Source organism: Sporolactobacillus spathodeae (genome assembly GCF_016908935.1).
In the GTDB taxonomy this organism is placed as follows: Bacteria; Bacillota; Bacilli; order Bacillales; family Sporolactobacillaceae; genus Sporolactobacillus; species Sporolactobacillus spathodeae.
This window is the reverse complement of the sequence record NZ_JAFBEV010000031.1, coordinates 1-24,023: the sequence shown is the minus strand read 5'-3', so window position 1 is coordinate 24,023 and position 24,023 is coordinate 1. Positions and strand designations below refer to the sequence as shown.

Genomic DNA, 24,023 nt, shown 5'->3' with positions numbered 1-24,023 from the left:
CAGACACCCTTGTCCTCAGCTAACAGTTCCTACTGCCAAGCCTGTAGCGGACTTTCACCGCCTAGCTGTCACCCATGCCGGGCGCACTAAAAAAACAGAGAAGACGCGTTTGCTGCGCCTTCTCTTATTTTAATACTTATTGTTCGTGAATCAAATTACAATACGTTGGCATGTCCGAGATAAATCTTGCCACGTTCGCCATCCATTGTAATAACTTCACCGGATGTGAATAGGTCCGTTACTTTTTCCACGCCGATAACTGCCGGAATTTCAAATTCAACAGCAACAACTGCAGCATGAGAAGTCAAACCACCAACTTCTGTGATCACACCGGATGCGCGACGCATTGCCGGGATGTATTCCTTATCCGTTGCATGAGCAACAAGAATCGCACCTTCAGGCATATTCTGATTTGCGTCCTCCGCGCTGCTTGCTACATATACCGGCGCAGTCGACGCTTTGCGACCAACGCCTTGTCCCTGTGCCAGCACATCGCCAACAACGTGGATTCTCAGCAAGTTCGTCGTACCCGCTTCAGCAACCGGAAGGCCAGCTGTGATGACAACCAATTCGCCCTTCTTAACAAGTCCTGATTTAACAGCACTGTCTACAGCGATGTCGAACATTTCATCCGTTGTTTTTGCCATTTCACTCAGCACAGGTGTCACACCCCATGCGAGGCACATCTTATGCGCCACACGTTCGGAGTTTGTAACTGCAACAATTGGTGCCTTCGGACGATAGTGGGAAACAACACGCGCCGTATGGCCACTGACCGTAGAGGTGATAATTGCGCCTACATCGAGGCTAAGCGCCGTATGTGCTACTGCTTCGCCGATCGCCGAAGTAATCGTCTTTTCGCTCACTTTGCTCAGTCTTCTCAAAATAGCCGGATAATCGAGCGCCGTTTCCGTCTTTGTCGCGATATTATTCATGGTCGTAACGGCTTCAACCGGCCATTTACCAGAAGCTGTTTCACCGGAAAGCATAATCGCGTCAGTTCCGTCGAAAATGGCATTTGCCACGTCACTCGCTTCGGCACGTGTACAACGCGGGTTACGAATCATTGAATCGAGCATCTGTGTTGCGGTAATAACCGTCTTGCCCACTTTATTACACATTTTAATTAAGCGTTTCTGAACGAGCGGCACATCTTCCGGTGGAATTTCAACCCCAAGGTCGCCACGGGCAACCATGATGCCGTCAGCCGCACGAAGAATTTCATCAATATTGTCAACAGCTTCCTGACTTTCAATTTTCGGGAAGATGTGTACATCATGAGCGCCATTATCTTCACACAATTTGCGAATAGCAAGAACGTCAGAGGCATGGCGGACAAAAGATGCGGCGATGAAGTCAATGCCTTCACCAATACCGAATACGATGTCATCGGCGTCTCTGTCAGTCATTCCTGGAAGATTAATGCTGACGTTCGGTACGATAATACCTTTCTTACTCTTCAAAACACCGGTGTTCAAAATATTGTTATGGATTAATCCAGCTTCTTTATCGATGCCGGTAACTTCGAGTTCAATCAGACCGTCATCGATCAGAATCTTTGTGCCGACATGAATATCATCAATCAATTCGGCATAAGTAATGGAGAATTTTTCAGCAGTACCTTTGACTTCAGTTGTTGAGATATCAACCGTTTTGCCTGCTTCAAGAAGAACTTCAGGAGTTGCCATGTCATGTGTCCGGATTTCCGGTCCCTTGGTATCAAGGAGAATACCGACCGTTTTGCCTGTAATTTTCATCGCTTCGCGCAGATTGACAACTTTCTGGTGATGTTCTTCATGGCTACCGTGTGAAAAGTTGAAACGTGCAACGTTCATTCCTGCGTTAATCAGCTGAACGAGACGTTCTACTGTATCACTTGCAGGGCCAAGTGTGCAGACAATCTTCGTTTTTCTCATCATAATACCCCCAACAATTGTTTTAATGTATATGCACTAAAAAATAGGTTACCCCAATGCCAAAGAGCTATATCCTGTATCCATCAATGGTAGGATTTTTCATCTTCCTGTAACAGCTCAAATGAATCGGATCAAATAGACAATTCTTTTGCAAGCTGAAAGAGGCTTTCGTTAAAATCATGTTTCTTTGTCAGCAAATCAAGAATGTCATGAGCGACGATATGATTATTCTGGATCGCGATCATTTTACCCTTTTCGCCAGCGAGCAGCAGTTCAACTGCTTTGCTACCCATCCGGCTGCCAAGAATTCGGTCAAAAGCCGACGGTGATCCGCCGCGTTGCACGTGTCCGAGGACCGTGACACGCGTATCCATATTATTCTTTTCTTTAATTTTCTTTGCAATTTCATCAGCACTGCCGACGCCTTCAGCGACAATGATGATATTATGGCGCTTGCCGCGCTCAAGACCACGGCTCAAACGGTCGCAAATCTGGTCAATGTCTTCAGTTTTTTCTGGAATGAGGATCGATTCCGCGCCGTCCGCAAGACCGGACCATAGAGCAAGATCGCCGCAGCCGCGTCCCATAACTTCAATAATGAAGCGACGTTCATGGGATGTCGCTGTGTCGCGGATTTTATCAATGGCATCAATAATTGTATTTAAAGCCGTGTCAAAGCCAAGTGTGAAATCTGTTTCGGGAATATCATTGTCGATCGTCCCTGGGATCCCGATTGTCGGGAAGCCGAGTTGAGTAAGCTTAACGCCGCCCATAAAAGAGCCGTCTCCGCCGATAACGACGAGGCCTTCAATGCCGAACTTCTTCAACTGTTCGATAGCAATAGCGCGTCCTTCTTCAGTCTTGAATTCTTCACAGCGAGCCGTATACAAGATAGTACCGCCACGCTGCACGATATCGCCAACATCAGAAACTTCAAGCTTCTTAATATTACCGGTAATCAATCCCTTATAACCATGATAGATGCCATACACTTCGATCCCGCGGTAGATGCCCGCGCGAACAACGGCGCGAATCGCCGCGTTCATGCCAGGAGCATCGCCGCCACTTGTCAGTACGCCAATTCTCTTCATGTTTTCACCCCATTTGTGATCTCAAATCGTATCAAATTCACTCTGAATAAGAAAATGCCGACTTGCCTTCATTATCTGGCTGAAACGTACCGAAATCGCCAATTGCCCGATATTTGGCGAGGCGCTGCTCCCGCAGCTGTTCTCGGTCTAGCTTGTCCAAATCAGAAAGAGTTTCCTTCAGCGTTTGATCAATCAACCCAGCTTGCTTCTTCGGGTCGTGATGCGCACCGCCCAGCACCTCCGGAATCAGTTTATCAATAATGCCAAGATCTTTCAAATCCGATCCGGTAATTTTCATTGTTTGTGCTGCGCGTTCAGCTTTCGTTGAATCTTTCCAGAGAAGTGCGGCTGCTCCTTCCGGAGATATAACTGAGTACCAAGAGTTCTCAAGCATTAAAATCTTGTTACCAACGCCTATAGCCAGTGCTCCGCCACTCGCGCCTTCACCAATGACGACGCTGATGACCGGCACAGACAGCCAAGCCATTTCATATAAATTTCTAGCAATTGCTTCGCTCTGTCCACGCTCTTCAGCTGATGAGCCAGGAAAAGCTCCTTTTGTGTCAATAAAAGTAATTATTGGCCGATTAAATTTCTCTGCCTGTTTCATTAAGCGCAGCGCTTTTCGGTATCCCTCTGGATGAGGCATACCGAAATTTCTTTTGATGTTCTCTTTCGTGTCACGCCCGCGTTGCTCACCGATTATCGTCACCGGCCGGTCGTGGTACCAGGCAACACCACCGACAATCGCTGCATCATCACCAAAACAGCGATCCCCGTGACATTCCATAAAGTCTTTAAACAGGAGCGGGATATAATCCAGTGTGGTCGGTCGTGAAAACTCTCTAGCAATTTGAACGCGATCCCACGGTGTCATATTCCCATAGGTTTGCTTTTCCAGCGCATTCAATCTTTCCTGCAACTGACTCAGTTCACCGGACAAATCAATGTCTTTCTCATCCATAAAGATCTTCAAATCAGTGATTTTCTGTTTCAGCTCGTTTATCGGTTTCTCAAACTCGAGTTCCGATCCCATCAGGCATTCCTCCTTCCACGTGAAGTGCGAGCAGATTGCCGAGCACTTGCCGCATGTCGTTTCGCGGTACGACTCGATCAAGTTGTCCGTGTTTCAGAAGGAACTCCGCCGTCTGAAAATCATCAGGAAGTTTTTCGCCGATCGTCTGTTCAATAATCCTCCGTCCGGCAAAACCGATTAACGCGCCCGGCTCGGCCAGATTATAATCACCGAGCGAAGCGAAGCTTGCAGATACACCGCCTGTTGTTGGATGAGTCATGACTGAGATAAATAAACCGCCGTTTTCGCTGAACGCTTTCAGCGCCGCGCTCGTTTTCGCCATCTGCATCAAACTGAGCATGCCTTCCTGCATTCGTGCCCCACCTGACGCTGAAAAAATAATCACAGGCAACTGATGCGCCCCGGCGTATTCCACGAGTCGCGTCAGTTTTTCACCCACAACAGAGCCCATGCTGCCCATTCGGAACCCCTTGTCCATAATTGCTACGGCAGCTTTTTGGCCTTCAATTTCTCCCATCGCTGTCAATACCGCTTCATTAAGATTGGTTTTCTTGCGGTCGTTTTCCAGTTTATTCATGTAATTTGGGAAATGAAGCGGGTTCAGAGAAATCAATTCCTGGTCAAACTCTTTATACGACCCTTCGTCAAAAAGCATTTCTGCGCGATCACGTGCCCCAAGCGGATAATGGTACCCGCAAGATTGACAGACATACAGATGTTTTCTGAGTTCTTTTACGTACATGATTTTTTTACACTTCGGGCACTTTAGTACGATCCCCTCAGGAACATCCTGCCTCGTTTTCGCGGATGGAACTGTCGCATACCTTTTCTTTTTAACAAAAAAGTCCTTTAACAAGTATATCACCCTCATTCTTTATCAAAGCATGAATTTAATCCTGTCCGGAAACAATTCAATGATCTTTCACTTATTATTCATTGAATCGTCGATTGTTTTCTCTGTTTTTCAACATTATCTGACAGCCTGACCGCGGCGCGCACTCACGCACGACGTGACACCTGAAGAACGCTTGATGCAACAGGCGTCCGGTTGCAGCCGGCAGCACCTATGTTTCACTCCAGGCCCATGCTCAGCTTCATCATTATAACAGAGGCTTCTGCAAATTTTAAGAAAAAATGCTACTCTGGCGGATGCGGACGTTTTCAGAACCGAGAAGTTGTCGGAAGCTGTCAACTGATCGAGGGGCAAGATCAACCGTATAGGCATGATCGAGCGCAATCGTTCGATTGCCTTTATTGTAATGAAGCACAATCCGATGCATTCCACTATTTTTCGCTATCGCCTGTTTCAGTCGCTCGAGTATTTCCGGTCGATGATGTGCCGCATCGACACGCAGAAACAACACGTCCTGCTGGCGATTAAGATAGGATTGTAACCGCTCCGCCTTCAACACAATCAACTGTGCATCGAAATCTTTATTGAAAGCTTTTTTGGCCTCCAGAATAACGAGTTCATCTTTCTTTAAAGCGTTCTGCCAGCGTTCGAATTCCGCTGGGAAGCATATCGCATCGCAGCCACCGTTTTCATCGCTCAACGAAAGAAAAGCCATCGAGCGGCCAGTTCGGGTGCGTGTGATTTTAAGCGTCTCAATCCACGCTGCAACTGTCATTTTTTGATTCTCGTGCCACGCAGTCAGGCTTCCAAGCCTCGCCAAGGCCTGCGGCAATTGGTTGCGCAAGCGGGCCAATGGATGCTCCGAAAGATACATGCCGAGGGCTTCTTTTTCGTAATACATCCGCTCCTGCGGCGAGAGCGGCGGGACATCGATATAAGCCTCTTGCACGTCATTGGACAGCTCAAGCGTTACCTGACCCGAGACTTGTTGGTCGGCTTCCTCTCCAATCCGTATTGCTTGATCCAAAGTTGCCAACAATACGGCGCGATCGGCATGAAGGCCGTCAAAGGCACCAGCAAAAATTAAAAACTCGATTGCCTTGCGATTCATTTTCCGCATAGCCACACGTTGACAAAAATCATAAAGGCTCGTGTATTTCCCGCGGCTACTCCTTTCCACAATTAATTCATCAACCGCACTGATTCCCAAATTCTTTATGGCATTGAGCCCGAAACGAATCGCTCCATCTTCAGGTTCAAATGTTCTTCCGCTATGATTTACGGATGGGGGCAGCAATTGGATCCCCATTTTTCTAATTTCGCGAATGCCTTCGATTAATTTGCTCGGATTTCCGCTGACACTAGACAAGTGGCATGCCATAAAAACCTGGGGAAAATGCGCTTTAAGATAGGCCATACGATAGGCGATGATGCTGTAGGCAACTGCATGCGAACGATTGAATCCATAATCGGCAAAACGGACGATCAATTCAAAAAGGCGAGCAGCTGTGTCTTGATCATAGCCATTCCGTTGACAGCCATTTAGAAAATCTTTCTGCTGCTGCTCAAGCAGCATTTTTTTCTTTTTCGATACAGCCCGTCTGAGGATATCTGCCTGACCAAGCGAATAGCCTGCCATATGAACCGCAATTTGCATGATTTGTTCCTGATAAACGAGAACGCCATATGTCTGTTTTAGAATGGGTTCCAGATCGGGATGCGGATAGTGAACGGCTTCCTCTCCGTGTTTTCGTTTTATGTATTGATCGATAAATTGGACAGGTCCTGGACGATACAAGGCAATGACCGCGACAATGTCTTCAAAATCGGTTGGCCCCAGCTTCCGCAGCACTTGGCGCATCCCATCAGACTCCAACTGAAAAACACCTGTTGTGTCGCCGCGTCCAAGTAGCGCATAAGTCTCACGATCAGCCGTAGGAATCGATTGTGGTGAGAGGCCAGCTGCTAGGCGTTGATTGGCCGAATCGATGACCTGACGCATAAAAGTCAGATTGCGCAGACCGAGAAAATCGATTTTCAGCAAACCAAGTGATTCGAGAACCTCCATTGGAAATTGCGTAATAGCAAAATGATCATGGCCTTCTTGAATTGGAACAAGAGAGGAAAGCGGCTGGTCGCTAAAGATAACTCCAGCGGCATGAATCGAGGGATGCCGCGGTAAGCCCTCAAGTCGTCGAGCCAGTGCAAATAGGGCAGCCGCATCAGTTGACTGATCGAGTGCATTTCGCAATTTTTGCGACTCTTGAAAGGCCTTCTCAAGCGTCATTTTCGGCGCAGAAGGAATAAGGCGGGCAATACTGTCGACAAGATGTGGCGCAATGGGCAACGTCCGCCCGGCATCCCGAATCGCCGCACGTGCGCCAAACGTTCCAAACGTTATAATCTGCGCAACATGTTCCTTCCCATATTTCTCATAGGCGTAGACAATCATCTTATCCCTGTCTTCATCGGGAAAATCGAGATCGATATCTGGCATGGTCACACGTTCCGGGTTCAAGAATCGTTCAAACAGCAAATCAAATTGAATTGGATCGACTTCAGTAATGCCGAGCAGAAACGCGACAAGCGAACCGGCAGCGGATCCCCGTCCTGGACCAGGCATGATGCCTGACTTTCGTGCATGATCGACGAGATCTGCGACGATCAGAAAATAATCATTGAACCCCATCTGATCGATAATCGCGAGCTCTTTTTCCATCCGGGCCATTACCACTTCGGTCGGCTGCGGATAATGCCGGGATAAACCGTTCAGACAAGCACGGTGCAGGACATCTTTCGCGCGCGCTCCGTCAGGGAGCGGGAAGGCGGGTAAGCGCTGTTGATCAAAGCGAAAGTCAACGCAGCATTGCGCGGCAATAGTCTCTGTTATGGCGATCGAGCCAGCGTCTAATCCGTTAAATAGCGTCTGATAGTCGCTCTTCTTCGGATATACCCAATATTCTTTTTGCACGGTCTGAAGTTCGGTGGTCAGTTCTGTTCCTTTATCAATGGCCCGTAAACAAGCAAATGTTTCGGCATCTTCTGGGTTCAGATAATGAATGGCGCAAGTGGCGACGAGTGGCAGCTGCAGCTTGTTCTGTAGCGCCTTCAATTCAGACAATGGGCAGCCCGGCTGATATTCGAGATAGAAATTATCGCGAAATATATTTTTAAAAGAAGCGGCAAGCTTTTCCGCTTGCTCGATCGCTCCATAAGCAAGCAATTGATTGACCGGTCCGCGCTGTCCTCCAGAGAGCGCGATCACCCCTTCGCCATGCCCGGAAAGTTCACTGAAATTGAGATATTTCTCTTTTTTCATTTGAACCTTCGATGCCAACGCAACGAGCTGGCGATAGCCCTTGTTGTTTTTCGCAAGAAGAATAATTGACCCTTGAAAAAGTTTATCAGCAGCGTTCCGAACCGTATTCCCCTTCATCAGGCCAACACTTAGCGACAAACCGATAACCGGGTGAATACCTGCCGCCTTGCACGCCTTATAAAAAGGGATAACACCGTAAAGCGCATTTTGATCCGTAATTGCGAGCGCCTGCTGTCCCTCTTCTTTTGCCCGAGCGACCAACTGGTCAATGCGACATGTACTGTTCAGCAAGCTGTATTCGCTATGAACATGGAGCGGAATGAATGCCATCGGTATCGCCTCCTCTGCATGCAAATGGACTCAGGATTCCAAACTGCCTGGTGTTTCAGTAGCTTCATCATCGTGACGTACGAGCGCCCGCAGATCAGCAATCAACTGGTCTGCTTCTTCCCAATTGTAAACTGTGGCTCCTGAAGCCATTGGATGACCGCCACCATGATAGTTAGCAGCCAGCAAATGAATTTCCGGTCCCTTTGAACGAATGCGTGCGCGGATTAAGCCTTCTTCTTCAGAAAAAAGCACCCAAGCCTTCAAATTTTCCGCAGATGAGAAACAGTTCACCAGTGAAGATGCATCGGATGACTGCAAATGGAAGTGACGGATTGTGTCAAGTGACAGTTTGATAAAGCCGACCCCTTCAGGTGTCAGCGTAAAATTCTGCAAGACGTAGCCATTCAGGTGCAGTACGTTCACATTATTTCTATAAAGATGATTAAAGAAATCCTGGCGATCAAAGGGCTGTCGTACAAGTTCCGCCGCAGTTTCAAAAGTTTCAGGTGTCACATTACTGTACTGAAATCGTCCCGTGTCACCGACAATTCCGGCAAATAAAAGCCGCGCAGCCTGTGGTGTCAATTTCAGTTGCGGCTGGCTGCGGCAGAACCGCGCGATCATTTCACTCGTTGAACTGGATGATGGATCCACCCACTCCAGATCGCCATAAGAATCGACAACCGGATGATGATCAATTTTAATGAGCTTGCGTCCTTGAGTAAAACGCTGATCATCAATACGTTCACGATTGGCCGTATCGCAGACAATCACCAGAGCGTCTTGATAAATTTCATCAGCAACCGTATCCATTGTCAGCAAAAAGTCGAGTGATTCGGATTTTTCCCCGGTTAACCACACTTTTTTCTCAGGAAAATTATCCTTGATCAGAGTGGCTAGACCACCCTGGGAACCGAAAGCATCCGGATCCGGACGAACATGGCGGTGTATAATAATCGTTTGACTCGCTTTGATTTCTTCAAATATTTTTTCGAGCACAAGTTTTGCCCCCTTCTCGTCTTTACAGACATTGACGGTGCCAACCGCTCAAAACCGATCAATAAATTGAGCGGTCAGAAGCGCTTTGGCACATAATTGTTCATCAACAAATAATTCAAAATCCAGTTTTCCATTACGCCGCGTCATTTCCAGAATATCCGCCCGAACAAGTACATTTTGCTCAATCTGAACCGGTTTAAAAAAGTAAAAGGATAGGTTTTCAACCACGAGATCGCCCTTTCGGCGCTGATTCAGAAGACGTCGCGCCACATGAACAAGCATCGATGTCATCATGCCATAGGACAACGATCCAAGATAATCAGTCATCTGCGGCGTAACACTGAATTGATACGTGTTCCCCGGTCCATCGGGATGCTCTTCTAGGCTTGCCGCTATCAAGTCTTCTATCGTTTCACCCATTTGTGGCTGCTGCTGAATCATCTGTAGGGCGCGGAGTACATCGCTGCGCGTTATCATTCCAAGCAGGTAGTGGCTCTTGTCGACAACCGGCAGGCATTCAATACCTTCCCAGATCATTCGGTGAGCAGCGGCAGCAACCGTTGTCGATGGCGTCACGACCATTGGATCCGGCGTCATTACCTCATGAATAGACTCGCGATCCAAATGATTAATTACATCATGCATCGCAACAATGCCAACAACCTTCATCTCTTTATTGACGACTGGAAAACGACTGTGTTTCGTCTCATGATTTAATTTCCGCCAAACAGCGGTAGAATCTTCGTCATAAACAAATTGTGTTTCAGAAAAAGGAATCAAAATATCAGAAACGTGAACAATCTCTTTCTTGATCATCTGGTCATAAATCGCCCGGTTGATTTTCGTGGCCACGGTAAACGTATCGTACGATGTTGAAATCACTGGAAGACCGAGCGTGTCCGCCAACTGCTTAACACTGCTACTAACCGTGAAACCACCAGTGACCAACACCGCCGCGCCTTCTTCGAGCGCATAGCGATGCACTGATTCACGATTGCCGCAGATCATCAAATCATCCGCACCAATATAGCGTTTCATCGCGTCCAATTCCATCGCACCGATCACAAAATGATTGAGTGTACGCGACAAACCGCTTGTACCACCGATGACCTGTCCATCCACAATTTTGACAACCGATTCGAAAGAAAGTTTCTCAATATTTTCGCGTTCTTTTTTTTCAATTCGGATCGTGCCGACACGCTCAACCGTGCTGACAAAGCCTTGGTTCTCAGCGTCTTTAATGGCGCGGTAAGCCGTTCCCTCGCTGACACCGAGCACCTTCGCGGTATTACGAACCGATATTTTGCTACCTATCTCTAAGTCCTGAATATATTTAAGAATCTGGTCATGCTTGGTTTCCATTTTTTCACCATACTTTCCTGGCCTGGATGCTCCTATCTCTCAATAGACTCTCCCGGCGTGAGCAGAAGGCCGCACCCGCCAAGTTGGTCCACAAACTTGCTGGCATCTTGGCGGATCGGTGGAAATGTATTGTAATGGATCGGTACAACCTCCCTTGCCCCAATCCATTTTGCCGCCAGCAATGCATCATCTGGACCCATCGTGAAGTTATCGCCGATCGGGAGAAACGCCAAATCGATCGGGTGCCGCTTACCGATCAATTTCATATCCGAAAAAAGTGCCGTATCACCAGCATGATAAATCGTCTTACCTTCGATATCGAGCAAGATACCCGCGGGCATGCCTGCATCGAGAATTTGGTGCGTTTCCTCTAAAGTGACACTTGAGCCGTGAAAGGCGATCGTCAGTTGTATTCTTCCGAAAGGAAATGTATAGCCGCCGCCGATTGACAGACCATGCGTCTTTAATCCCTTCCAACCGAAATAGGTCGCAAGCTCAGCAATCGCGATCACGAGCGAGCCATCTCGTTCAGCAATTGCCTGTGTATCCCCAATATGATCCCCATGGCCATGACTCAGAATAATCGCATCGATTTTCGGGAGCGCATCAATCGTAAGACCAGCAAGTGGATTTTCTGTAATATAAGGATCGATCAACAGATTTGCTTTTTCTGTTTCCAACAATACGGTGGAGTGACCAATATAAGTAATTTTCACAGTTTCCGCTCCTTATAGATCCTTAGTTTGATAATAATTTTATTATACACCCGTCGAAGATTCAAACGGATCTGTTTCTTGGACTCACATGTTCTTTGAGATTAATCCTTACTTTTCATCTTGTTTGTGATAAATTAAAGAGTAGTTAAATTATGCCACAAAGAATAAACACTGGAGTGACCGCATTGACGAACAAAATTCAACAAATCGCAACCTGGCTGAAAAGCCATGATGGCCGAGTCGCCTATATAGCCGATCCGACAAATGTATTCTATCTGACCCGCTTTAAATGTGATCCGCATGAACGTTTTCTCGGACTTTTTATTTTCCCCGATGATGAACCGTTCCTCGTATGCCCAGAACTTGAAGTCGGAAAAGCCCGTGAATCCGCCTTTGGCCATGAGATATTTGGCTACCGTGACGATCAAGACCCATGGCAGATTGTCCGCAAAGCTGTGACGACGCGACGCACTGGCAGCGGCAAGATGTATATCGAACCGACAACTTTACCGTATAAAAAGGCATTAGCGGTGCAACAATTATTCGAAGGCACGTCGTTCGGATCTGCAGAAGAACTGATTGCTTCGATGCGCCGTATCAAGGATGCCACAGAACTTGCCGCAATGAAGAAAGCAGGCGAGCTCGCCGACTATGCCGTCAAGTTAGGCGTTGATGCCATCAAAAAAGGGCGAACAGAAGCTGCCATCGTGGCTGAAATCGAACACGAATTAGCGAAACAAGGCTATTCCGAAATGGCTTTTGATACGATGGTCCTCGCTGGCGATAACAGCGCGCTGCCGCATGGTATCCCTGGCACACGCCAAATCAAGGAAGGTGACTTCGTGCTTTTCGATCTCGGCGTTGTCATTGATGGCTATTGCTCCGACATTACTCGGACTGTCGGTTACAAATTTGTTTCCGATGAGCAACAAAAAATCTATGACACCACGCTTCAAGCCAATCTGGCAGCAATTGAAGCAGTCCACGAGGGCCTGCGGATTGGTGACTTAGATGGGGTCGCAAGAAAAGTGATTACAGATGCTGGCTACGGCGACTACTTCACCCATCGTCTCGGCCACGGTCTCGGCCTTGGTGAACATGAGGAACCGTCGATGAGTGCAGATAACGATGCCCTGCTTGAAAAAGGTATGGTCATTACGATTGAACCAGGGATTTATTTACCGGGCGTCGGCGGTGTCCGTATTGAGGACGACGTTTATCTTAGCGACAAGGGAACAGAACTGCTGACCCATTATCCAAAAGAATTACAGATTATTTCCTGATTTTTTCTCAGTTGATCAAAGAGTCCGGCGAAACACGCCGGGCTCTTTTTTTGCTCTATTGTTGTTGTTCTGACAAAAAAACCTCGCCAATGTTGTAAGACACAGGGCTGCCGTTTTTTTCAAAAACAATACTTACAAAGATAACACAGGCGTGCGTCATTCGGGCGCTTCACGATTCCAATTCCATTTTAGAGAGACGGACTGTATCACGGGCGATCATCACTTCCTCATTGGTCGGTATAACAAGCACCTTAACCGGTGAATGAGGCGCGTTGATGAACACCTCCTGACCATTGATCCGATTCTGATCCTCAGACCCATAAACCCCCATAAACTCAAGACCATGCATCACTTTTGATCGTATCATTGAACTATGCTCGCCTATCCCGGCTGTAAAAATAATGGCGTCAACACCAGACATTTTAGCCGCATACGAACCGATGAATTTCTGTATCCGTTCGACAAAAATACGGATAGCTAGTTTTGCACGTGAATTGCCGCGCTTCGCTTCTTTCTGAATATCCCTTAAATCGCTGCTGAATCCGGAAATACCAAGCAACCCGCTCTTTTTATTCAGCACATTGATGACTTCATTCGCGTTCAGACCCGTCTTATCCATGATGTAAGGAATAAGCGCCGGATCAATATCACCGGAGCGGGTCCCCATTGTCAAGCCGGCAAGCGGCGTGAATCCCATCGATGTATCAATCGACTTTCCGCCTTGAACGGCTGTAATACTGGCTCCATTGCCGAGATGGCAGGAGATCAGTTTCAAATCTTCAATCGGCTGCTTTAACAATTCGGCTGCGCGCATCGTCACATATTTATGACTGGTTCCATGAAAGCCGTATTTGCGCACCGCGTACTCCTTATAATAGTCAAATGGCAGACTATACAAATAGGATTCACCGTCCATTGATTGGTGAAATGCGGTGTCAAAAACAACCACTTGTGGTATATCCGGCAAGACCTCGCGGAACGCTTTAATGCCGACCAAATTAGCAGGATTATGGAGCGGTGCCAAATCAGATAAGTTCTCAATCTTCCGGATCACATCATCCGTCACAAGTGCCGAATCATCAAATGTTTCACCGCCATGAACCACGCGATGACCAACACCTTTGATTTCATTCAAGTTGTGAATGATATGAAGCCCGGTCATTTTCTCAAGCAGAGTACGAACCGCCACTTCGTGATCCGGAATCGATGCAACTTCCTGGATCTTTTCATCGCCGAAACTGATGGTTACGATCGAATCTGATAAACCGATCCGTTCAAAGGAACCTTTGGTTACAAGCTTTTCTGACGGCATATCGAGCAGTTGAAACTTAAGCGATGAACTGCCCGCATTGACTGCTAAAATTAACGCCATGTCGTTCACCCTCCACAACTTGCGTCCTTCCTGTGCTCCGCAAACCAGCTGTCCATATGCTTCATAAATGCCCGCATGGCCGCTTCATCTGAGAAATCGGGAAGTTCCGCAAGAAGCGTCTGTTTCGGAAGCCTGACGTCAGTTCCCTTCTTTTGCAACAAAAGAATCGATTTGGCAGCTTCAGGAGTCTGAAACAACGATAAAGGCAATTGCAGCAAAGCAAGTACGACAGCATTTTTTGCGAGATAACGATAAAAAGTCTTTTCCTTGTCGTCTGAGAACAAACGGTTAGGAATGAGGTAAAGCAGATAACCGGCTTCTTTCAATGCATTCAAGCCCTGCTCGATAAATAGAAAATGCGTGTACGCTTTACCGTCCATTCTGGTTAATTGGTAGCTTTTCGCAGATTCAGCATCCGGATAAATGCCGACAGGCGGATCACTGACTACAAGATCAGCCGGTTCCTGAAGAATTTTTTTCAGACCATCCTGATGCAACAGATGAATCGCCTGTTGCTGCAGATTGGCGTTCGTGTAGGCAAGCCGAATCAGCAAGTCATTTATCTCGACACCGCAAGCGGTAACCGATTCGTTATCCAGCTGATTCAGCACACCAGTCAACAAATTCGCTGATCCAACAGCCGGGTCGAGGATAATAGCCTGCTTATCTGAAACAAGTAATCGGGCCATATGTCCGATGAAGAGAACAAGGGCATCTGGTGTCATATCATAAAATGTTTCGCCAGGCTGTTTCGTTCCTTTTAGAACCGCAAGCTGAAAAGCACGTCGAACATCCTCAGCTGTCATGCCTTCCTGAAAGAAATTGTCATAAAGTGGTTGCAGACGGCTTTTTACAGACGCATCGTCAATTTGCCCATTGGTAATCTGCTCGCCGGCGGCGCACAAAGCTTCCAGATAACTGGTCTTACGTACTTTTCGAAGAATAAGCGCCGCATTGTCTAGTATTGAAAAAAGTTCACTGACCCGAGATGTTTGCAAAAGAATTTCCTCCATATAATAAAAAAGCGCTTACAATAAAAAAGAACCTCAAGATTCTTATCAGCGGTGGGTCGGTGTAGCAAAAGATAAAGAGTGTTCCTTAACATTCATATTTCTTTGTTTGCGGCCAGACGTTTGACCCCATTCACTTATGTGAAGAAAAAATAAAACCTTCAAACGCCTCTTCCTCCTGATACACCGATCTTTCATATTCCCGACAGCCACGCTTACTTTTTATTTTAGCTATCGTCCAGTGAGAATTCAAGTTAGACTCTTCACGTTCGCTGCTATGATCGCTACATTGTTTTACGTCCTTTGTGATAAAAAGTTCCCAAAAACGACAAAAAAATCGGAGCACTCCACCGATTTTTTTGCCTGTCCCTTAAAATTCTTCTTCCTCGCTGCCGTCTTGTCGCCGCTTTTTGCGTCCATTTCTGAATCCTGAATGCGATTTTTGTGTGCTTTTCTCAAGAATCTCCTTTACCCGTTCAACGGTTTGCGGGGCCAGATCAATTAATTTCTCGTACAAATGGGTCTGGTTATCAAGGTGTATCGTCTTAACTCCTTTAGGCCCAATAATCAGAAAAGCAATTGGACGAATCGATACACCCCCACCTGTACCACCGCCAAACGGCAGATAGGCTTCTGTGTCCTCTGAGGGCTCTTCATCCTGATTGTCATTCTTTGTATTGAATTCACTGCCACCTGCCACAAAGCCGAAACCGACTTTGGAAATTGTCACAATCATATGTCCGTCTTCTGTTTCAATCGGATCGCCGACAATCGTCCCGACATCAATCATCGCCTGAATACTATCCAGCGCCGTTTTCATTAAACCTTGGATTGGATGCTCTGCCATCCGCTTCTCCCTCTTTCATTTGCCGCTTGATTCGCCGCATCATAGCTATAGCTTCTCCTGCCTTAAACGAGATCATGCACGAGAAACGTGTCGCCAACCGCCGTTCCTGAAAAAGCGGAACGACTTTTATCCTCGGCGGTGGATCATCCAGCCACTCGCTGATCAGAGGTAAAATCATACATTTCAGTGACCAGATGACCCCACTGAGCCATGCGGCTTGATCGGCTTCCCCTGTCCCTATTGAAGTAATCCAAACAAAGTCGGTCACTTGCACAACATTAGCGACATGGCGCTTCTCAAACGCTCGGTGCATTTTTCTGGCAAAAAAAAACCAATCGTCGCTATCTGTCCGGGTGTTGAAGAAAACGCTGAAGATACGTTCGTATTTATTAGAAAGTTTCACAAGGCTAGTCTCATCCCATTCAAAAGTGTGCAACTCTTTATTCCTGAAAAAAAAGTGAATCTTAAGCTTTAGACGGTCCAAATCGGCAAAAAAACTGATGCGAAATGCCACTTTGCTTTTTAATAAAAAGAGAATGAGTAGACCAATGATCACTATCATGAAAAGCAAAAAGATAAGCATCAGAATCATTCGCAATCAGTCCTTTCATGGCAAATTGAGCGTGTAGACAATTTTCCCAGCTCAATTTTTTAACCGATTTGTAAAAAGCGATACATCAGTTAATATTTCCTAAATAATTAAAAAAACTTGGCTAATAGCCAAGTCTCTTTTTGTACGTTAAGGAAGTATAAAGATTTCAAAGGAATTAAGTATAAGAAAAACTAAGGCTTGATCATTGTTCAAAAGACTTAGTTCGCCAAGTTTTTCTAATAATAATGCGCTTCGGCTGCTCGCTTGCATGCTGTATCAGCTAGCGCCAGCGCCGTACGCAAAATCATTTATTTTTTTAACGATCAAGGCAAATCGATTTAAATATCTAGGTCTTTTGCCTTCTCACGTTGGAATTCACTTTTATCGCGGTGACGCTTTTCAAGCACGTGCAGAATCCGATCAAAACTAATTTTTTCTTCACGAAGCATCACCAAAGTGTGGTAAATCACATCGGATACTTCCCATTCAATTTCAGCAACAGAATGATTCTTGGCGCCAATAATGACTTCAGATGTTTCCTCGCCGATCTTCTTTAAAATTTTATCCAAGCCTTCATTGAACAAATAGGTTGTATAAGTCCCCTCCGGACGCTCAGCTTCGCGCGCAGCAATCACCTGTTCGAGTTCAGCGAGGATCGCGTAGCGGTCATTGCAACAAGCAACCGCCTCTGCCTGAGCAGGTTGAGCCGACTTGAAGCAGCTGTATGTACCTTTATGACAGGCAGGACCGGCTGGATTGACTTTAATCAGCAGTGTATCGGCATCGCAGTCGACCGCCCAGTCAACAATTTTCTGTGTGTTTCCGGAAGTTTCGCCTTTGTGCCAAAGTTGCTGGCGGGAACGGCTGTAAAACCATGTCTCGCCTGTTTCAATCGATTTTTCGAGTGATTCCTTATTCATAAAGGCGAGCATCAGAATTTCTTTACTTTGCGCATCCTGAACAATCGCCGGGATTAGACCTTTTTCATCAAATTTTACTTCATCAGCATTCATCGAATGGCCACTCCTCTTCGTTTTAAATAACGTTTGATTTCAGATACTGTCGTTTCTTTATAGTGGAAAATTGAGGCGGCAAGCGCTGCATCGGCATTTCCCTCGATGAAAGCATCATAGAAATCCTTGGCGCTTCCTGCACCGCCTGAGGCAATGACTGGAACATCAACTGCATCGCTGATCTTCTTAGTCAGGTGCAATTCAAAACCGCTTTTCTCGCCATCTTTATCCATACTGGTCAGAAGAATTTCGCCTGCACCCATCCGAACCGCTTCCTTAGCCCATTCAACGGCATCCAGGCTGGTCTGTTTCTGTCCACCATGCGTATAGACCAAATAATGTCCGCTGTCTGGATCAAAGCGCGCGTCAATGGCGCAAACCATACATTGACAGCCGAAAAAATCAGCGCCGGCACGGAGCAGTTCTGGATGAGCAACAGCCGAACTATTCAATGAAACTTTATCCGCACCGGCACGAAGCAACCGTTTAATAGCATCCATTGATTGTATGCCGCCGCCAACGGTAAACGGAATACTGAGTTTTGAGGCGACCGCGCGAACAACGTCCACCATCGTCTCACGTCCTTCATTGGATGCTGAAATATCTAGAAAAACGAGCTCATCTGCACCCTGTTCATTATAATACATCGCAAGTTCGACCGGATCGCCGGCATCGCGAAGCTGAACAAATTGTTTGCCTTTAACCACACGACCGTCTTTGACATCAAGGCAAGGAATAATTCGCTTAGCGAGCATAAGAAGTCACCATCTCTTCTGCTTCACTTAAATCGATAGCTCCCGTGTAGAGCGCTTTACCAATGATCGCGCCGCTCACCGCTGAATCAGCATGTTCCACGATTCGCCTTAATTCACTGAGCGAACTTACACCGCCGGAAATCACAACCGGCTGGCCGATTGCCCGCGCCAAGCTTATAGCCCCATCAAGGTTTGTCCCTTCCATTGCCCCATCTTTGGAAATGTCCGTGTAAATAAAATGGGCGGCGCCTGCTTTTATTAGTTCCTGTGCGAGTTCAACAGGTTCAATTGCTGAGACCGCAAGCCAACCTTCAACAGCAACTTTGCCATTTTTGACGTCAAGACCAATGGCCACAGCTTCCGGATATTTTTTCAGCGCAGCGCGTGTAAAGTCCGGATCAGCTATAGCCGAGCTGCCAAGTATGACCCGCTTGATGCCATGAGCCAAGTAATCGTCAATTGTTGCCATGGAACGGACACCGCCGCCAACTTCAATATTGACACCGGTCTCGGCAGCCATCTCAAAAATAATTTCGCGGTTTTCCGGTTTTCCTACCTTCGCCCCATCAAGATCAACGACGTGAAGCCATTTCGCACCCTGCTTAGCGAATGCACGTGCTACCTCAACCGGTGAATCCGCATAAATCGTCGACTGAGCATAATCACCTTGAAAGAGCCGTACACAATGACCATTCAACAGGTCGATAGCCGGATATAAAGTAAACATCAGATGCCAGCCTCCCGACGTTGTTTTTTTTCTTTAACAAAATCCAGATAGTTTTTCAGCAGTTGCTCACCAAACCGACTGCTTTTTTCTGGATGAAATTGTGTGCCGTAAACAAGTCCGCGGCCGACAATTGCCGGAACTGCAATGCCATAAGGCGCGGTCGCGATTAGAATTTCGGGCACCGATGTGCAAGCGTAGTAAGAATGGACAAAATAAGCATAGTCTGGTTTAAGTCCGGCGAGAATCGGCGCGTCTGCCTGCTGAAATTCAAGCGTATTCCAACCCATATGTGGCACCTTTAGCCGCTTCCCATCAGACTGTTTGCCAGAAAAACGAACAATTCGTCCCGGAAGAAGCGAGAGTCCTGCAGTTAATTCACCTTCTTCGCTCTCATCAAACAGAAGCTGCATGCCGAGACAGATCCCAAGAAGCGGCTGATTCGCGGCGTACGCGCGTAGAAAAGAAACTAGCTTCTGCTGCGTCAGCGCGCGCATCGCATCTTTAAAAGCACCAACGCCTGGCAGAATCAGACCATCAGTCTTTTCCAATTCTGTCACCTGACTGCTGATCAAAAATGGTGCATCCAGACGTTCCAACGCCTGACTGAGACTGTACAAATTGCCCATTCCATAATCGACAATCCCAATCATCCCAATGTTCCTTTCGTTGAGAGGACGCCTTCAATCCTCGGATTTTTGAGGGTGGCCGTGTCGAGTGCCCTTCCAAGCGCCTTGAATACCGATTCAATTATGTGATGCGTGTTCTCGCCGTAGCGGATCGTAACGTGCAAATTCATACGCGCCTCAACTGCGAGCTTGTCCAAAAATTCTTTTAGCAATTCTGTATCAAATGTACCGACTTTCTGTGCGGGTAGCTGACCGTGAAAAACAAAATAAGGACGATCGCTCAAATCAATCACGACTTCCGACAACGTTTCATCCATCGGCACCAACGCATAGCCATAACGATTAATTCCCGCTTTATCACCTATTGCCTGACGAATTGCGCGTCCGAGACAAATGGCAATATCTTCTGTTGTATGGTGATCATCAACATCTGTATCCCCGCTTGCGCTCACTTCTAGATTAAAGAATCCGTGCTTCGTGAACAGGGTTAGCATATGTGTTAGAAACGGAACACCCGTTTCAATTTTTGAATGGCCCGTTCCATCGATTGATAAAGTCAATTTAATTTGTGTTTCAAACGTATCGCGTACAATTTGTGCTGTTCTTTCAGTCATGTTTTGCTTCCCCCTTTAAACGCTGCTCAACCGCGCGTGCATGGCCTTCCAGACCTTCGTAGCGGGCAAAAGCGGCAATCGCTGCCCCGACCTCCCGCAACGCGTCTGCGGAATAACGAATGACACTTGATCTTTTCAGAAAACTTTCCACACCAAGCGGACTGGCATAGCGTGCAGAACCATTCGTTGGTATGATGTGGTTCGGTCCAGCGACATAATCGCCAACAGGCTCCGAACTATACATTCCGAGAAAAATCGCCCCCGCATGGCGAATTTTCGGAAGCAGAGCGTCCGGATCAGCAACAGCCAGTTCGAGATGCTCAGGCGCAATCTGATTGACAATTGCAACAGATTCATCCAAATCGGCTGTTCGTATGATCTTACCAACCGATTTTATCGCAGAACCAGCGATTGCCTTTCTTGGCAAGTCACGAAGTTGTTTTTCTACTTCTTCTTCCACTTTTTCCGCGAAAACTTGCGACGGCGTCACAAGCACCGGCATCGAAAGCCGGTCATGCTCTGCCTGAGAGAGCAGGTCAGCAGCGACCCATGCAGGATTCGCAGATTCATCGGCAATAACCGCAATTTCACTCGGACCTGCTAGACTGTCAATCGCCACATCGCCAAATACTTCTTTTTTTGCCAACATGACATATAGGTTGCCTGGGCCGACAATTTTATCAACGGGACGAATCGTTTCCGTTCCATACGCCAATGCGGCAATTGCCTGTGCACCGCCAACTTGATAGATCTCCGTCAATCCGATTTCCTGCGCTGCTGCAAGCACGCCAGCAGCAATCTGTCCGTTTTTCTGCGGCGGCGAAATCAGAACGACACGCGTGACACCAGCGACGAGGGCAGGGATCGCACCCATTAATACGGAAGACGGATAGCAGGCCGTTCCTCCAGGGACATAAACACCGACCGAGTCAAGTGCGGTCACCTGTTGCCCCAGGGTTACGCCGTCTTCAGTGTTTTCCATCCATGAGGCGGGCATTTGTTTCTCATGAAAGGCGCGGATGTTCTTTGCTGACAATTTGATCGCCGCTTTAACTTCATCCGGTACATGCGCGCAAGCCGCTTCCACCGCTGCGGCAGATACTTTTAATTGATCAAGCGTTACACCGTCAAATTGTTTTGTATAAAAATGAAGCGCTGCATCGCCTTCCTTCTTTACCCGTTCAATAATTGTTCGAACCGAAAGACGTGCTTCTTCTTTTGCTTCAACTTTTCTCTCTTTTAAAAAAGCCAAATCTCCGTTTTCAATCCATTCCAATAGTTGATCCCTCCGCACTTGCAATCATTCTGCTGACGATTCTGTCAATCGCTTCCTTCTTCAGACGATAGCTAACCGGATTGACAATCAAACGCGAACTGATGTCCATCAGTTTGGCGTATTCGACAAGACCATTCTCACGCAAGGTCTGGCCCGTTGAAACGATGTCAACGATCGCATCCGCGAGTCCCACAATAGGTGCCAGCTCGATCGACCCGTTCAAAGCGATCAGATCGATCTGTTCCCCGCGTTTTCGATAAAATTCAGAAGCAATCTTCGGATACTTCGTCGCAATTTGTAAATAGGGTCGCTTGCTTGAATGATTCGGGAGACCGGCAACTGCCATATGACACCGACTGATACCTAGATCCACCATCTCGTAAACATCGCGTCCGCTCTCCAGCAGAACATCTTTCCCGGCAATACCGATATCAGCCGCACCGTATTCAACATAGGTGGGTACATCCACCGGTTTGGCAAGGATAAATCGAAACGGCTCATCATCTAAATCGATAATCAGACGCCTTGCTGTTTCAAAGGCTGCAGGGAGCTCAAAACCTGCCCGCCGCAATAGATTGCAGGCGTCGCCGAATATCCTTCCTTTAGGCATCGCAATCGTAATAATGGAATCATTCATTTCTTTGTCTCCAATCCCGTATCCTCTTTCACAAACCGATAGACGGTTTGAAACTGTGCGACGTAAGAAACATAATCTTTAATGCCATCCGTATACTGTAACACGACCGTCAAGCCTCTCTCCCGCTGTTCCTGAGCAAATGTCATGGCTTTCTCAGCATTTGCCTGATCATAGATAATGACCATCTTCTGCTTTGCCAAACTGATTGCGTCCGGATGCACGGCGCTCATTAGTCGGTCAATCCGGATGCCGAATCCGGTTGCCGGGCAGGGTCGATTGAATTGAGCGAGCAGATTGTCATAGCGTCCGCCACTCGCAACTGGAAAACCAAGACTGCCGCCGAACCCTTGAAAAACAAAACCGGTATAATAACTTAGGTGTGGCATCAGCGTAATATCGAGATCGATCTTTTCTTCCATATGGGTAAAGCGCAGCAGTTGGACCAGTTCAGCAATGGACGAGTAATAAGTGTGCAGCACTGGATCCTGTTCTGAAATGCTACTCAAGAAATCCAACGTTGCCTCATTATCCATCCGTCTTGAATCAATAAAGGCATTTAATTTATCGGAACGCGTATCATTCAGACAAAGCGATGCAACACATTCACGAAAACCGACATCATTCTTCACGTAAAGCAAATGGCTTAAACGCTCGGCAGCAACCGGATCACCCGCCATACCTTGGAAAAAAGCCTTGACGAAACCAACATGGCCGATCGCCAGACGCAGCGATTGAAGCCCCGCTTTTTCAAGCAAAACCATCATCAACGAGATAACTTCAGCATCGGCATACGGTGTCGCATCGCCAATTAATTCGGCCCCCGCCTGTTCGAACTCACTCGGATGCCCGCCTTCTTTCTTCTGACTGCGATAGAGAGCCGCCGTATAGGCCAAACGTAATGGCAACGGTTCCTGTCCAAGACTCGATGCGGCGATTCGGGCAATTGGCGTCGTCATATCCGGACGAAGCACGACGGGATGACCTTCCGCATCAAGAAATTTAAAGAGCTGGCTGTCTTCAATTGCTGAGGCGCGCCCAATTGTTTCCGCATATTCCAAGGCTGGTGTTTGCAAAAAGTCATAGCCCCATCGTTGTAATTCTTCTTGAAAAATTCCTTCGAGCCTGGCGATTTCCCGGTGAGTCGCAGGTAGCGAATCCCGTAGCCCTAGCGGTTTTTCAAACATATATGGCTTTGTCATTCGTTTTAATCCTCTCTCTGTTTCCGATCTCTATGGGTTCAAACGCTTTAGTTCGCTAGCATATTGAAGTATGTATTTTGTATTTTAATTGAATTACTGGATGAAGTCAATGATTAATCGCCCTAAAAATGGATACAGTGAAGCGTTGAGAAAAACGGGCAAAGCTCCTAGTGCTTCATTGCATCAAATGCGCTTCGGCCACGCGTGCACACGCCACGCGGCGCTACTTTGCTGATAACGCGACCTACTCTCGATGCCAAGCTGATAGTGCATTTCATTTCTTAGTTCTCGTCCTAGTCCTCTCCCTGATTCTTAGTTCTCTGATGCTTAATTCTGAAATTTCATATTTTAACATTACTAGCGTTTCACTAATTTATTCAAACCATTCATAATACTATGAATGTTCAAAATTAATATGGTTTCTAGACAAAAAAATCCTTTATAATGGAA

General features: G+C 47.0%; 21 protein-coding genes. 1 reads left to right on the top strand and 20 read right to left on the bottom strand.

Annotated elements, in window-relative coordinates:
- Positions 1-155 precede the first annotated feature (155 nt).
- The 8 genes from pyk to JOC27_RS12155 form a co-directional block, all read right to left on the bottom strand.
- Entirely contained in the window at positions 156-1,916 is a 1,761-nt protein-coding gene (pyk, locus tag JOC27_RS12190; protein WP_205007573.1) for a pyruvate kinase, read from the bottom strand.
- Positions 1,917-2,047: 131 nt separating this feature from the next.
- Entirely contained in the window at positions 2,048-3,007 is a 960-nt protein-coding gene (gene pfkA, locus JOC27_RS12185) for a 6-phosphofructokinase (protein WP_205007572.1), read from the bottom strand.
- A gap of 37 nt (positions 3,008-3,044) precedes the next feature.
- Positions 3,045-4,043 carry an acetyl-CoA carboxylase carboxyltransferase subunit alpha gene (locus JOC27_RS12180; RefSeq protein WP_205007571.1) on the bottom strand — a complete coding sequence of 333 codons (999 nt, stop codon included), beginning with the start codon at positions 4,041-4,043 and terminating at the stop codon, positions 3,045-3,047.
- Positions 4,021-4,899: an acetyl-CoA carboxylase, carboxyltransferase subunit beta gene (gene accD / locus JOC27_RS12175; RefSeq protein ID WP_205007570.1), complete on the bottom strand. Its 879-nt coding sequence runs from the start codon at positions 4,897-4,899 to the stop codon at positions 4,021-4,023. The genes JOC27_RS12180 and accD overlap by 23 nt, the downstream gene beginning before the upstream one ends.
- A 268-nt stretch (positions 4,900-5,167) precedes the next feature.
- The gene (gene dnaE / locus JOC27_RS12170) at positions 5,168-8,545 is read right to left on the bottom strand and encodes a DNA polymerase III subunit alpha (RefSeq protein ID WP_205007569.1); all 3,378 of its coding nucleotides are present in this window, start codon (positions 8,543-8,545) and stop codon (positions 5,168-5,170) included.
- A 30-nt stretch (positions 8,546-8,575) separates the two neighbouring features.
- Entirely contained in the window at positions 8,576-9,544 is a 969-nt protein-coding gene (locus JOC27_RS12165; protein ID WP_205007568.1) for a DHH family phosphoesterase, read from the bottom strand.
- Positions 9,545-9,592: 48 nt separating this feature from the next.
- Complete coding sequence (locus JOC27_RS12160; protein WP_205007567.1) at positions 9,593-10,906, bottom strand: DRTGG domain-containing protein; 1,314 nt, start codon at positions 10,904-10,906, stop codon at positions 9,593-9,595.
- A 32-nt stretch (positions 10,907-10,938) separates the two neighbouring features.
- Positions 10,939-11,622: a metal-dependent hydrolase gene (locus JOC27_RS12155; RefSeq protein WP_205007566.1), complete on the bottom strand. Its 684-nt coding sequence runs from the start codon at positions 11,620-11,622 to the stop codon at positions 10,939-10,941.
- A gap of 185 nt (positions 11,623-11,807) precedes the next feature.
- Here JOC27_RS12155 and JOC27_RS12150 point away from each other — a divergent pair, with 185 nt between their 5' ends.
- Entirely contained in the window at positions 11,808-12,905 is a 1,098-nt protein-coding gene (locus JOC27_RS12150) for a M24 family metallopeptidase (RefSeq protein ID WP_239530304.1), read from the top strand.
- A 169-nt stretch (positions 12,906-13,074) separates the two neighbouring features.
- On the opposite strand, the gene JOC27_RS12145 is transcribed toward JOC27_RS12150, so the two are convergent.
- From JOC27_RS12145 to JOC27_RS12090, 12 genes are all read right to left on the bottom strand, one after another.
- A complete protein-coding gene (locus JOC27_RS12145; RefSeq protein ID WP_205007564.1) occupies positions 13,075-14,277 on the bottom strand; it encodes an acetate kinase in 1,203 nt (400 codons plus the stop codon).
- A 5-nt stretch (positions 14,278-14,282) separates the two neighbouring features.
- Positions 14,283-15,275 (bottom strand): class I SAM-dependent methyltransferase, encoded by a 993-nt coding sequence (locus JOC27_RS12140; protein ID WP_205007563.1) that lies wholly within the window; start codon positions 15,273-15,275, stop codon positions 14,283-14,285.
- 382 nt (positions 15,276-15,657) lie between these two features.
- The gene (gene ytfJ / locus JOC27_RS12135; protein WP_205007562.1) at positions 15,658-16,134 is read right to left on the bottom strand and encodes a GerW family sporulation protein; all 477 of its coding nucleotides are present in this window, start codon (positions 16,132-16,134) and stop codon (positions 15,658-15,660) included.
- Positions 16,088-16,537 carry a DUF2953 domain-containing protein gene (locus tag JOC27_RS12130; RefSeq protein ID WP_205007561.1) on the bottom strand — a complete coding sequence of 150 codons (450 nt, stop codon included), beginning with the start codon at positions 16,535-16,537 and terminating at the stop codon, positions 16,088-16,090. Before JOC27_RS12130 ends, ytfJ begins: the two co-directional genes overlap by 47 nt.
- A 527-nt stretch (positions 16,538-17,064) precedes the next feature.
- The gene (gene hisIE, locus JOC27_RS12125) at positions 17,065-17,739 is read right to left on the bottom strand and encodes a bifunctional phosphoribosyl-AMP cyclohydrolase/phosphoribosyl-ATP diphosphatase HisIE (RefSeq protein WP_205007560.1); all 675 of its coding nucleotides are present in this window, start codon (positions 17,737-17,739) and stop codon (positions 17,065-17,067) included.
- Positions 17,736-18,494 carry an imidazole glycerol phosphate synthase subunit HisF gene (gene hisF / locus JOC27_RS12120; protein WP_205007559.1) on the bottom strand — a complete coding sequence of 253 codons (759 nt, stop codon included), beginning with the start codon at positions 18,492-18,494 and terminating at the stop codon, positions 17,736-17,738. The genes hisIE and hisF overlap by 4 nt, the downstream gene beginning before the upstream one ends.
- Entirely contained in the window at positions 18,484-19,221 is a 738-nt protein-coding gene (gene hisA, locus JOC27_RS12115; RefSeq protein WP_205007558.1) for a 1-(5-phosphoribosyl)-5-[(5-phosphoribosylamino)methylideneamino]imidazole-4-carboxamide isomerase, read from the bottom strand. The genes hisF and hisA overlap by 11 nt, the downstream gene beginning before the upstream one ends.
- On the bottom strand, positions 19,221-19,871 hold the full coding sequence (gene hisH, locus JOC27_RS12110; protein WP_205007557.1) for an imidazole glycerol phosphate synthase subunit HisH: 651 nt from the start codon (positions 19,869-19,871) through the stop codon (positions 19,221-19,223). Before hisH ends, hisA begins: the two co-directional genes overlap by 1 nt.
- Positions 19,868-20,461, bottom strand: coding sequence for an imidazoleglycerol-phosphate dehydratase HisB (gene hisB, locus JOC27_RS12105; protein ID WP_205007556.1), 594 nt, complete (start codon positions 20,459-20,461; stop codon positions 19,868-19,870). Before hisB ends, hisH begins: the two co-directional genes overlap by 4 nt.
- Complete coding sequence (hisD, locus tag JOC27_RS12100) at positions 20,454-21,737, bottom strand: histidinol dehydrogenase (protein WP_205007555.1); 1,284 nt, start codon at positions 21,735-21,737, stop codon at positions 20,454-20,456. The genes hisB and hisD overlap by 8 nt, the downstream gene beginning before the upstream one ends.
- Positions 21,724-22,374, bottom strand: a complete 651-nt coding sequence (gene hisG, locus JOC27_RS12095) for an ATP phosphoribosyltransferase (RefSeq protein ID WP_205007554.1) — start codon at positions 22,372-22,374, stop codon at positions 21,724-21,726. The genes hisD and hisG overlap by 14 nt, the downstream gene beginning before the upstream one ends.
- Positions 22,371-23,573: an ATP phosphoribosyltransferase regulatory subunit gene (locus JOC27_RS12090; protein ID WP_205007553.1), complete on the bottom strand. Its 1,203-nt coding sequence runs from the start codon at positions 23,571-23,573 to the stop codon at positions 22,371-22,373. Before JOC27_RS12090 ends, hisG begins: the two co-directional genes overlap by 4 nt.
- Between the last annotated feature and the right edge of the window lie 450 nt (positions 23,574-24,023).